Below are 9,568 nucleotides of genomic sequence, written 5' to 3'. Positions count from 1 at the left end.
TTCTCCTATCTTAAATTTGTGTGTTGTCTAATTTAATAATTATTATTTGTCAGATTTTGATGAAAAAAGGTTATCGAGTGTGTTTTCGTATGTGTGGTAATCTAAAAAGTCATAAAGCTCAGCTCGGGTTTGCATGTTTTCAATTTCGCTTTGTTGCGAGCCTTCATTTAAAATAGCCGAGTAAACATTAAGTGCCGCTTTATTCATAGCTCTAAACGCACTGAGTGGGTAAAGCACCATTTCAACGCCCACATCACTTAATTGCTCTTTGGTATAAATTGGCGTTTGGCCAAACTCAGTAATGTTAGCCAAAATAGGCACATTTAACGCATTGGCAAATGCTTGGTAATCGGCAAGGTCGTGCACAGCTTCAGCAAAAATAGCATCGGCGCCAGCTTCAACACAGGCTGCTGCGCGGTCAATAGCCGCATTTAAGCCTTCTTTTTGAAACGCATCGGTACGCGCCATAATGTAAAAATCGCTATCGGTTTTGGCATCTACCGCGGCTTTAATACGGTCAACCATTTCGCCTTGGCTTACAATTTCTTTATTTGGGCGATGGCCACAACGCTTTTGCGCCACTTGATCTTCTATATGAAAACCCGCAGCGCCTGCTTTGGTCATTTCTTTAACGGTGCGTGCAATATTAAACGCCCCGCCCCAACCGGTATCGGCATCAACAAGTAAAGGTAAATCGCTTGCACCGGTAATACGGCGAATATCTTCAAGCACGTTGTCTAGGCTAGTCATACCTAAATCAGGCATACCGAAAGAGGCATTAGCAACACCCGCACCCGAAAGGTAAATAGCTTGGTGGCCCATTTTTTCAGCCATCATCGCTGTGTAGGCATTAATAGTGCCCACTACTTGTAATGGGCGATTATTAGCAATAGCTTGTTTAAATTTATATCCTGCTGACATATCATTTCCTCTCTTTGAACGGTGGCTACATGGAGTAACTTATATTTTTAATCTTTCTATATGACGCTTTAACTATTTTGCTTAACTTTTAGCTTTTAGCGGCTTTTACCAATCTGTGTGAGTAAACAATTATTCAGATTGGTATAAATCAAATTTGGTTTGAATATTCGCTTGCGACGCACTTATATGGCGCTTCATTAGCATTTCGGCCAGTTCGCCGTCGTGGTTTTCAATCGCGTTAATAATGGCTAAGTGTTCGTCAAACGCTTTTGATACACGCGGCCCCACCATCCCCATTTGCACGCGGTACATGCGTATTAATTGATACAGGTCGTTACAAAGCAAATGAATCAAATGCGCGTTTTTACTGCCTTTGATAATGCGATAATGAAAATCTAAATCGCCTGCTTCTTGGTAGTACGACTCGCCTTCTTTAACGCGCTGCGTTTGTAAATGTTGATTAAGTAATTGCTTTAAGCCTTTAATTTCATCAGGCTCCATATTGTCGGCAGCTAATCGGCACGCTAAGCCCTCAAGCGAGCTGCGCACTTGGTAAACCTCAATTAAACGCTCAGCTGTTAGCGCTACAACACGGCAACCTACATTGGCTTTGCGCTCAACTAAATAACAGCTTTCAAGGCGGTTTAGCGCCTCACGCAATGTTGCGCGGCTTACGCCGTAACGCTTTGCAAGCTCAGGCTCCGAAATTTTACTACCTTGGGCAATAGTGCCTTCAACAATCTCACGGCGCATATTTACAAATACCTGATCAGATGCTGTGGTAACGGGCGCTTCGTTTGAAAATGAGTCTGTCATAAGTTAATTTTTGGATTGTCGACAATTTGTATCGCCATAATGGGCGCATTAAAAAAACATGTCAACCCTAAAACCCAACACAAAGGTTAAAAAACAGCCTCATTGTCGACACTATTAGCCTAAAGTATGATCAAAATAGTTTATAAATACCTAAAAACCACAAAGTGTCGACAGCGCTATTTAATTAAACAGCGGGTTTTTATCACTGAAATTTAGTTATTTAAATGCTAAAATCGCGCTTTATTTTTAATGTACGAGCTAGCGCGTGAACGCCAATACTTTTATTCCTGAGCACTTTATAGACGACGTAAAAACCTACCTGCCTAATCATTTAAAGTTAGATGACTTTATAAATGCGTGTCGTCGCCCACTCAGAAAATCTATTCGCGTTAATACATTAAAAATAACCGTTGAAGACTTTATTAAAAAAGCGGAGCAAAAAAATTGGCAACTCACGCCAATTCCTTGGTGCAACGAAGGCTTTTGGCTGGAGCGCCCAAATAATGAAGAACAAAACCTAGCCCTAGGGAACACCGACCTACATTTAAGCGGCGCCATGTACGTGCAAGAGGCAAGCTCAATGCTGCCACCTATCGCCCTTAAGCAAAGTATACAAACAAGTATCACCGTACTTGATATGGCGTCGGCGCCGGGTTCTAAAACATCGCAGTTAGCAGCACTAATGAACAACCAAGGCGTGTTGGTAGCTAATGAGCTTTCGTCGTCGCGTTTAAAAGTATTGAGTGCCACCTTAAAACGTATGGGTGTGGGTAACTGTTCGCTTTCACACTTTGATGGCGTTATATTTGGTAACTACATGTATGAATGTTTCGATAGCATATTGCTAGACGCGCCCTGCTCTGGCGAAGGCACCGTGCGTAAAGATGCAGACGCATTAAAAAATTGGTCAATCGAATCAAACATTCAAATAGCCCAAGTACAAAAAGACTTAATAAAAAGCGCATTTTACGCGTTAAAACCCGGCGGCACGCTTGTTTATTCAACCTGTACGCTCACCCCGCTCGAAAACCAGCAAGTATGCGAATATTTGCTTGCTGAATTTGGCGAGTTTATAACTCCCGAGTCGCTTAGCGATTTATTTCCGGACGCCGATAAAGCAACAACGACCGAGGGCTATTTGCACGTTTGGCCGCAAACCTACGACAGCGAAGGCTTTTTTATTGCCAAGTTTAAAAAGCACGCAAGTTGTAACAACCCAAACCAAACAGTTAAAAAAGGCGCATTTCCGTTTATTGAGTTTGATAAAAAACCAACAACTGCATTTATGAGCGAGCTTAAAAAACACTTTGGTTTAACAAACTTACCCGGCACATTAATGCAGCGCGACAAAGAGCTGTGGTTATTCCCGCACGGGTTTGATGCAATTCAAAACAAAATCAAATACGCCCGTTTAGGTATTCAAATAGGCATTATTCATAAAAATGGCGTAAGGCTAACCCACGAGTTTGCTACAGTTTTAGGCAATGCGTGTAAAACCAACACGTATGCGCTAAATAGCGAACAAGCAAACGACTACTTTAATGGTAAAGATGTAAGACTAGCCGAGCCTACAAAAGAGCTAGGCGAAGTGGTATTAACTTTATGTGGCTGCCCAATTGGGCTAGGTAAGTGGCAAAAAAATAAGATCAAAAACTCACTACCGCGCGATCTAGTGCAAAATACCCAGTTAATAAACTGGGAGTAAACACACGCAAACCACGTATAAAATGTGTACAACACAGTTAAGTGTTTGTATGAACTACAGTATAAAAAACACACTAAAAATATGTAATTTTAAGAGCTTTGGCTATACTTAAAATACTTTCAACTTCTCCCTATGAATTAGAAAGTTTTTAGTTAGCGCAAGGCTCAAAAGAGCCCGTTATAGCCCAGAGTTTCCCTAAATCACTCTGGGCATTTTTTTGTCTGCTTAAATACACCAGTGAAATGAAATAGAAATTCACAAAGGGTAGCTCTGTGATTGATTAGTAATCAAGTAATTTAATCACCACCGAGAAGTAAAGGAGAAGTGACTAACCGTTACTTATGTTTTCCCTGTGTAGCGCGCAGCGCCTCGGTGTTCTCTGTGATCATATTCTTATAAATAACAAGAAGCTGCGCTTCAACGTGAGCAAGTAAAACGTCTACAAAGCAAAGTCAATTTTACACCGTAGACGCTCCGCTTTAGAGCAGTGATTTAGTGATTAAATAAAAAACAGCATTAATGTCTTAATGTTTTCTCATTTACTTCTCATTCGCTTCTCTTTGTGCAAATGATCTTTTAAAAAGAAGCTTCGCTTCTAACGTGAGCAAGCTCAACGTCTACAAAACTAACTTAAACTTTACACCGTAGACGCGCAGCTTGCTGGCGTATAAAAGCAACGCTTTTACATATCTATAAATAAAGCGCCAGCAAGCAAGGCGCCTACAATACATCAGCACCGTACATTACTAAGTGCTTATGTCACCACCGAGAAGTAAAGGAGAAAACGAGGAGAAGTGATTAATCATTACTTATGTCTTCTCTGTGTAGCGCGAAGCGCCTCGGTGTTCTCGGTGGTAGCAATTCATTTATAAATAACAAGAAGCTTGCTCACGCAAGTTATTAAAAATTAATTAAATATTCACAAAGAGGTTAAGAGACGCTCCGCTTTAGAGAAGTGACCTAATGATTTAGTAAGTAGACCCTAATACTGTTTTATGGTCTTCTCATTTACTCCTCTTTTTCTTCTCTTTGTGCAAATGGATTTTGTTAATTTTTAACAAAGAGGTTGAGAGACGCTACGCTTTAGAAAGGTAATTAAAATACTAAATTTATAAAATGCTGTATTGATCTTGTTTTTCATTTTGTGCAATTGAGTACTATTTTGTCTAAGCTTTATTTTTAACTTAATGAATCTGAAGTTTTATAAGGATATATATGAAAACTGATGACTTAACACATGCTGTAATTGGCTGTGCAATAGAAGTACATAGAACTTTAGGCCCTGGTTTGCTTGAATCAACTTATGAAGCTTGCTTGATTTATGAGTTAAATAAATTGGGTTTCACGCCCAAGAGCCAAGTTGATCTGCCAGTTTACTATAAAGACACTTATATAAATGCTGGCTATAGATTAGATATTCTACTCCCCGATAATTTAATCATTGAACTCAAATCAGTAGACAAGCTACTACCAATTCATTCAGCACAATTAATAACCTATATGAAGCTTGCAAACATTGGTGCTGGGCTTCTAATAAACTTTAACACTATAAAACTCACTGATGGTATAAAGCGATTTAATTTATAAGCCATTGTTTTTATTTATTTTTAAAAAGGAGGTTAAGAGACCCCGGCTTTAGAGAAGTGAGCTAGTAAGACTGTTTGTATGTATCAGACTCTTCTCATTTATTTCTAATTTTCTTCTCTTTGTGCAAATGGTTTTAGCTAATATTTCACAAAGAGGTTGAGAGGCGCTCCGCTATAGAGAAGTGAGCTAGTGATTAAGTAAATAGATCATAATTACTGTTTTAATGGGTTCTCATTTACTCCTCTTTTTCTTCTCTTTGTGCAAATAGTTTTAGTTAATATTTCACAAAGAGGTTAAGAGGCGCTCCGCTATAGAGAAGTGAGCTTATGATTAAATAAATAGATCATAATTACTGTTTTAATGTGCCCTCATTTACTCCTCATTTTCTTCTCTTTGTGCAATTGATCTTTTACAAGAAGCTGCGCTTCTAACGTGAGCAAGCTCTACGTCTTCAATAAAGGCAATCCCGGGCTTTATTTGTGTTCTAAGTCGAATTCGGTGGTGTGGCCGTCGCCGTGGATGAGTTGATAGCGGGATAAGTCGCCGTTATCTAACGTTATTAGGCTTATTGCGGAGTCGCTTACTAAATACTTTTGGCCTTCGCCTAGGGTTTGGTGTTTGTCAACTTCCATGTGCCAGCGTTTGGTGAAAAAGTTAAGCGGGCTTTTGGGGCCGTATAAAATAGAGTCTAGTTTATCTAGTACGTTTATTAATTTACGCGGGAATTCGTTTTTTATCCCGCTTGCGGTGAGCTGCCATATTCTGTTTGGATGATCGCCAAAACGCTTTTGCACCGAAAAGCAAAACGAGTAATGTACATCGCCCGATAAAATAAGGGTTTCGTTTGGGGTGTCGGTGCGTCTAAAGGTGTCGAGTAGTTTTTTAGCCGAGCCTTCGTGGGCCATCCAGTTTTCTACATCCACCATCAGTGGCTGGCCGCATATATTAAAAGCCGCTTGAATGGCTTCTATTGATTTAACGCCAAATACTGGCGCGGGCGATACTATAATTACTTTATCGTGACTTAGTAGGCTTTCTTCAAGCTCTGTAAGGCGCTCCCAATCGAGCAGGCCTGATGGCTCGTTAAAATTACTTTCGTTACGCCAGCGGTGTGTGCGGGTGTCGAGCACCACAACTTTAGGTGTTGTAGTTAACTCGTAATGCCAATGGTTAAATTCGTTAAGGGGTTTATCAAACGCTTTAAATTGCCATTGGTTGTTAGCGCTTAAGCTTTGTTTAAATGGCGGTATTAGCGCGCCTGTTTTTGTTAGCGCATCGTTACCCATACCTTGGAACAACCAGTAACTTATTAGCCCATTATTAATTATGCGTTTACTGCTTGGGTTTTGGTTTATGGCTTGCTCCCACCCTGCGGTGAGGTTCCAATCGTCGGTTACGTCGTGATCGTCAAACATCATTAACGTCGACACATTAGCAAATAATTTTTCTACTTCATTTAGCCCTTCAGCATAGCCAAGCAACGCCGATTTTTCGGCATTAAAAATACGTTGATGCTCGGGGTTTTGGCCGGTGTATTGTGCGTTTTGTAAATCAACACATTGCCAGGCAGTGGCGCTTAAATTAAGTAAATAAAGCGCTATAAATTCTTCAAAGTGAATAAGGTGGTTAAATGCTTTTACGCTTGAAAAATGCGGCTCGTCTTTTTTTAGCCAGTAACCCACACCCAGTTTTGAGCGCTTTTGCCACGGTGTTTTGGGTAAAAAATGGTGCCTGTTGTATAACTGTTCATCAATTTTGTTAGGCAGTGGCAACGCCATAGGTTGCTCTTTATAAATACCTAGCTTTTCAATAAGCTGATGAATAACCAATAACATAGGCCCTGCTACATCATCGGCGTAAACTTGGTCGCCGCTTAACAGCAATAATTGTGCGCCAGGTGTATTTTGGCTGCGTTGAGTGTTTTGCCATTGGCTTGCGGTGACTAGGCTGTCTTTTGCGGGGTGATGCGCGTTTCGGCACGAGCCATGTAATATGCTATTTAGTTTATTGGGTATAACAAATGCTGGGGTTGTCTGGTTACTGTAAGCCCAAGCTGATAGGTCAACCTCATTGCCATTTATTATTAATTGATACGCTAGTAAAGTGTCGAGTGCAAAAGGTGTACTTGCCGGTTTTACAACTACAAAGTGTAAATAAAGGCGTTCGCCTAGTGTGATGGTTTGCTGCTCGCTGACACTTTGCGTATTGAGTATATTAATTTGGCACTGTGCGGGGGCTGACGTTGCAAATACTATGCACACGCCTGTTTGTTCAGCGCGGCGCACCATTGGCCCCATAAGTAACATAGGAAGTTGCGCCGCGTGAGTCGTCATATTATTAGCCTTTAGCTGCTAATTTAAATAGCGAGTAAAAGTTATCGGTGGTGGCTTTAGCTAGTTCGTTAAAGCTAATGCCTTTTAACTCACTAATGTAATACGCAACATCTTGCACGTAAGCAGGCTGATTAGTTTGCCCACGGTGCGGTACGGGTGCTAAATACGGCGAATCGGTTTCTATTAGTAGTCGGTCGAGTGGGATTTGCTTTACCACGTCTTTAAGCTCTACTGCATTTTTAAACGTTACAATACCTGAAATAGAAATATAAAAGCCCATATCTATGGCTTTTTTAGCCATGTCCCAGTCTTCTGTAAAACAATGCAGTACGCCGCCACAGTTTTCGGCATTGTGCTCGCGCATTAGGTTAATAGTGTCGGCACGGGCGTCGCGTGTATGAATAATTAGCGGCTTTTGTAGCTCGTTAGCCACGTCAATATGGCCTACAAAACTTGCTTGCTGCACTGCATGCGTGTCTTTTGCGTAGTAGTAATCTAGGCCAGTTTCGCCTATGGCTACTACTTTATTGTGTGACGCTAAATCAATTAATTGCTGTTTGTTAAGCGCGTCTTTTTGATCGAGCGGATGTACGCCACACGAGGCCGATACATCGTCATAGTGCTTAATTTTATCAAGCATACTTGGGAATTGGTCAAGCGTAACGCTTACACATAAAAAGTGTTCAACCTGTTTGGCGCGTGCTTGGTCTAGCACTTGGTCTAGGTTTAAATCGAGTTTATCAAAGTCAAGACGGTCTAAATGGCAATGCGAATCTACAATCAAAATTGGGCCTGTTTTTTACTACATGGTGTAAGTTGGATTACCGGAGTTTAACATAGTCCCCAGTAGTTTTTCGATCTTGGCGTTTAGGTTTGTTTTGTCGTCTAAAAAGCTAATACCAATCCCTGGCGGGTTTGAGCTTTGTGCGCCCTGCGGGGTGATCCACGCAACCTTGCCAGTGACTATGTCGTCTTCTAGTGCGTCGGGAAGGGTTACACGTAACGCCAGCGAGTGCCCTACTTCGTAACGCATGTTAGTACGCACAAATAAGCCGCCTTTTTTTAAGTAAGGCATGTAACAGCGATATAATTCGTCTAGGTCGTCTATATCTACTAATAGCTCTTGCATGGTTAATCCTTTTATTTATTACGTAAAATGTACGCTAATCGCGATACGGCGAGCGGTAAATTAAGGCCGAGAATTTTTGTGTTATTTTGCAAAAATTCGCTAAGTGCTTGTTGCGCTTCTTGATACGCTTCAAAGCTCATACCTTGTAATAATTGCTGTTTTAATTGCTCGCTTAAAAATAAGGTAAATATACGAACCAGCTCCGGTTGTTTATTTATTATATCGACTAACGCTTTGAAATTATGGCTTTGTTTAAACTCAGTTGCAAACTTATAAAGGGTATCTATATTTTGTAACTGGTTTTGCTCTTGCCACTGTTTTACTTGTAATGGCTGGCTATAAAAAAGCGGTAGCCAAGGGTAATTTTGTATTTGTAACGACTCAAGCCATTGCTGCGCTAGTTGTGTACTTGTTACTTTTACGTCGGTTTTAGCGCATCGGCTTAAAATAGTGGCTGGCAATTGCGCAGGTTGGCTTGTGGTTAGTATTAAAAACCGGCTATTGCTTGGCTCTTCAAGCGTTTTTAACAAGGCGTTAGCCGCTGCCATGGTCATTTTTTCGCAGTTTTCTATTACCACTACTTTGTTGCCATTTTGCGCCGCTGAGTGGTTCATAAAATCGCTAATGGCGCGTATGTCGTCTACGCCAATGCTTTGGCCGTCTACCTGGGTGATGCGCTTGTCGGGGTGCGTACCCGCAAGGTTAAGCGAGCAACTTTTACATTGCCCACATGGCGCTAAAATACTATTTGGTGCGGCTGTTTGCTGGGTAATATTTTGGCATAACAAGGCATTGGCTAATTCGTCACTTAAGGCAAACTTACCTACACCCACAGGGCCACAAAACAATTGGGCATGATGAAAACGCTGACCACGAAAGCTTTGTGCTAAGTGTTGCTGTGTTTCATATAGCCAAGGTAGAGACATGTTATTTTAGCTCTTCAAAAAAAGTACGTAATACGTTTGTGATATCGCGATGTACTTTATCAATTTCTTGATTGGCATCTACGGTTTTAATAGAGTTGTCGTCGCTTGCAAGCTCTAGGTAGCGCATGCGTGTACGCTGAAAAAACTCAAT

The 9,568-nt window shown here is 41.0% G+C and carries 8 protein-coding genes and 1 pseudogene; 2 read left to right on the top strand and 7 right to left on the bottom strand.

From position 1 onward, the window contains the following. Positions 1-42: 42 nt before the first annotated feature. Together prpB and BCG07_RS13400 are read right to left on the bottom strand one after the other, a co-directional pair. Positions 43-921, bottom strand: coding sequence for a methylisocitrate lyase (gene prpB, locus BCG07_RS13405; protein WP_006794390.1), 879 nt, complete (start codon positions 919-921; stop codon positions 43-45). Positions 922-1,050: 129 nt separating this feature from the next. Further along, positions 1,051-1,737 (bottom strand): GntR family transcriptional regulator, encoded by a 687-nt coding sequence (locus BCG07_RS13400; protein ID WP_010556308.1) that lies wholly within the window; start codon positions 1,735-1,737, stop codon positions 1,051-1,053. A 265-nt stretch (positions 1,738-2,002) separates the two neighbouring features. Between BCG07_RS13400 and rsmF the strand changes: the two genes are divergently transcribed. Beyond that, positions 2,003-3,442, top strand: a complete 1,440-nt coding sequence (gene rsmF, locus BCG07_RS13395) for a 16S rRNA (cytosine(1407)-C(5))-methyltransferase RsmF (protein WP_286890532.1) — start codon at positions 2,003-2,005, stop codon at positions 3,440-3,442. A gap of 1,215 nt (positions 3,443-4,657) precedes the next feature. Then, the gene (locus BCG07_RS13390) at positions 4,658-5,029 is read left to right on the top strand and encodes a GxxExxY protein (protein ID WP_006792295.1); all 372 of its coding nucleotides are present in this window, start codon (positions 4,658-4,660) and stop codon (positions 5,027-5,029) included. Positions 5,030-5,502: 473 nt separating this feature from the next. Here the strand turns inward: BCG07_RS13390 and BCG07_RS13385 are convergent, their stop codons facing one another. From BCG07_RS13385 to BCG07_RS13365, 5 genes and pseudogenes are all read right to left on the bottom strand, one after another. Further along, positions 5,503-7,362, bottom strand: coding sequence for an alkaline phosphatase D family protein (locus BCG07_RS13385; RefSeq protein ID WP_286890531.1), 1,860 nt, complete (start codon positions 7,360-7,362; stop codon positions 5,503-5,505). Between the two features lie 4 nt (positions 7,363-7,366). Beyond that, a complete protein-coding gene (locus tag BCG07_RS13380) occupies positions 7,367-8,146 on the bottom strand; it encodes a TatD family hydrolase (RefSeq protein WP_058429078.1) in 780 nt (259 codons plus the stop codon). 18 nt (positions 8,147-8,164) lie between these two features. After that, positions 8,165-8,491, bottom strand: a complete 327-nt coding sequence (locus tag BCG07_RS13375; protein WP_006792298.1) for a PilZ domain-containing protein — start codon at positions 8,489-8,491, stop codon at positions 8,165-8,167. Positions 8,492-8,502: 11 nt separating this feature from the next. Further along, positions 8,503-9,417, bottom strand: coding sequence for a DNA polymerase III subunit (locus BCG07_RS13370; protein ID WP_138741239.1), 915 nt, complete (start codon positions 9,415-9,417; stop codon positions 8,503-8,505). 1 nt (position 9,418) lies between these two features. Further along, a pseudogene (locus BCG07_RS13365) lies at positions 9,419-9,568 on the bottom strand (dTMP kinase); the annotation flags it as partial.

The sequence above is a fragment of the Pseudoalteromonas sp. ESRF-bin5 genome (assembly GCF_002632075.1).
Classification (GTDB): Bacteria; Pseudomonadota; Gammaproteobacteria; order Enterobacterales; family Alteromonadaceae; genus Pseudoalteromonas; species Pseudoalteromonas marina.
This window is presented reverse-complemented; position numbering and strand designations above follow the sequence as displayed.